The 2278-nt window shown below is 42.4% G+C and carries 2 protein-coding genes; both read left to right on the top strand.

What is annotated here, in order from left to right; all coding sequences use genetic code 11:
- Positions 1-646 precede the first annotated feature (646 nt).
- Positions 647-1306, top strand: a complete 660-nt coding sequence (locus C8P63_RS18630) for a hypothetical protein (RefSeq protein ID WP_108026897.1) — start codon at positions 647-649, stop codon at positions 1304-1306.
- A 3-nt stretch (positions 1307-1309) separates the two neighbouring features.
- Positions 1310-1651 (top strand): hypothetical protein, encoded by a 342-nt coding sequence (locus C8P63_RS18635; RefSeq protein WP_108026900.1) that lies wholly within the window; start codon positions 1310-1312, stop codon positions 1649-1651.
- Positions 1652-2278: the final 627 nt, after the last annotated feature.

Consider the following 2278-nt stretch of genomic DNA (forward strand, 5'->3'; position numbering starts at 1 on the left):
GCACCAACAATGAGCGTCGATTCCGTGATTTGCTCCAGTTTTCGATTTTGCTTATACTGCATGTGAGTACCTCCTTGTTATTGAGGGGTCAAGGCCTTGACACCCCGTATGCTAACAGGAGGTACTTTCCTTTTTCAAAGCGTCCATTCTTTTGTTACAGGAATGCTTAGCGTTCTGACAAAACGAAATAATATTTATTTCGAACGATGCTGGGATCTTGATTACGTATCTGAATGTAACGAATGGAAACTGTTCACATCAATTCCCTCTGAAATCCGGGAGCGAATGGGAGATATTTCCGGAGACAGCGGAACCATTGTTTGCATTGACAAACTGGCCGATTTATGAGAGCTGGGATGAGTAGGATAATTCAAGAAAAGAGTTTTCTCGCAAAAGTACGTCACATCCGTGATCATATAAGTTTTGTTTTTCATGCGCTAATGGAAGAAGACCGATTTATTATTCGAGTTAACGGTATCCCTATTGAGGCATGGGACCCCTTTTTACGTAATAATCCTTTTACCCGTGAAGGAAATCGGCAAATAATCAATTTAAACGGTACACGCATTGAAGTAAAAAGCTATGTGTTACCTCATGCATCCCACTTGAACTCTCAGGAATATGAAAAAGCAGGGGGGCCAAAAGGGTGGCGCGATCAACAAGGCTTTTATATATACCGAGAGAATCGCCTTCTTCGTTATGGGGACTGGCTGAATCTATTCCCAAAAGACGCTCTCTCCCAGCTTTCACGTATTCGCATCAACTTACCAAATACTGCTGTGAAGACTGGCAGATTGATATTAAGAAGTCTACTGTCATTCCTCCAGAGGAAGCAAAAGAACGTTTTAAGGCCATTGCTCGACAAGCTCGTGACCAATCAAAAAATGTTTACTACTTTCGAACTCAGGGTTCAAATCATAGCAAGAAGTTTAAGGGCAGCTTAAATACCTGGGAGCAATCAGAACAGGAGGATGGGACCCAGTTTGTCCTGAACCGAAATCATCCTCTGCTGAACGAGGTGTTAAAGCGAATCGATGATGAATCAGCACGAATTTTGAATACATATTTGAAACTCGTTCAGCTTGGTTCACCAAGTAACATTCTTGTTGTGCCGAAAGCGGAGGAGCAGAATGTTCAACCATATAAAGATGCTGATGCGGATTTTATTTTGCAATTGGCAGCTTTTTACCGGGAGCAGGAGTTTATTGAGAATGAAGAAAAGTTAATAGATGTTTTGCTGGCTCAACCAGCTATGGATCGTTTTAATCGCCGGACAATGCAACACATTTTGAAAGAGGGGTTTTGAAATATGAGCAATCAGGATAAACAATTTTTCGAGCAGTGTTTTTCCTACAATTTCAACCTCCTGAAGGACTCAGGACAGGAAGTCGAGAGTGCGATGGAAACAGCTTTGGAGATGGCGAGACATGCGGTAAAGAACAAGAAAATTAGTGATCAGATTCTTGAGAGTTGGTCTGTTGAGTTATATGAAAAACATAATGTAGACATTGAATTGCCCAAACCGACGGTTTTGCGGGAACAACCTGTGGATAGATGGTACGATCCCAAATCAAAGGTAAACATGTTTTTTTGGCGCAGATATCGTGAGTATCTTTCCCGAAGTAAAAGGGTGGCCAGCGGAAGTTATTAAAAATTGACCTTTCTACTGATGAGATTTTAAAATCATTGGCCAATCCTATTGCTACCGTCCCTTTTGACAAACGCGGGCTTGTTTTAGGATACGTGCAGTCCGGAAAAACAGCCAACTTTACTGGACTGATCAATAAAGCTATAACCTCGGCTATAAGCTTGTTATAGTTCTTTCAGGAATTCACAATGATTTGCGGGCACAAACTCAGTTGTGCCTGGAAGAAGAAGTCGTTGGTAGTCTACTCGATGAGAAAAAACGGCCCGCAGGTGTGGCAAAGGTGAGGAAAAATGACCCTAGACACATTATTGGAACCTGGACGAGTGTAGAGAATGACATTTCTTCCAGTAATAATGCTGTTCGCCACTTAAATCAGCCAACACTTATGGTCGTAAAAAAAATGCAACCGTTCTAGTACTGCTTTGAGTCTTGAAGGATGAAACCTCGGATTTGTCGAAAGATGTCTCCGAGGTGGTAGATCATGGATTCCAAACGTATTCCAAAAGCGATTCGTCAACCCGTCCCGGAACTGATGGATCTGAAGCCCTATCGTGAAGTTTTTAGCCGGGAGGAACCCCGGCAAACCCTTGAACGTTATGTCACCGGTCTTCTGAGTGATCTTCCGCGTAA

The organism is Melghirimyces profundicolus, from assembly GCF_003054245.1.
GTDB lineage: Bacteria > Bacillota > Bacilli > Thermoactinomycetales > DSM-45169 > Melghirimyces > Melghirimyces profundicolus.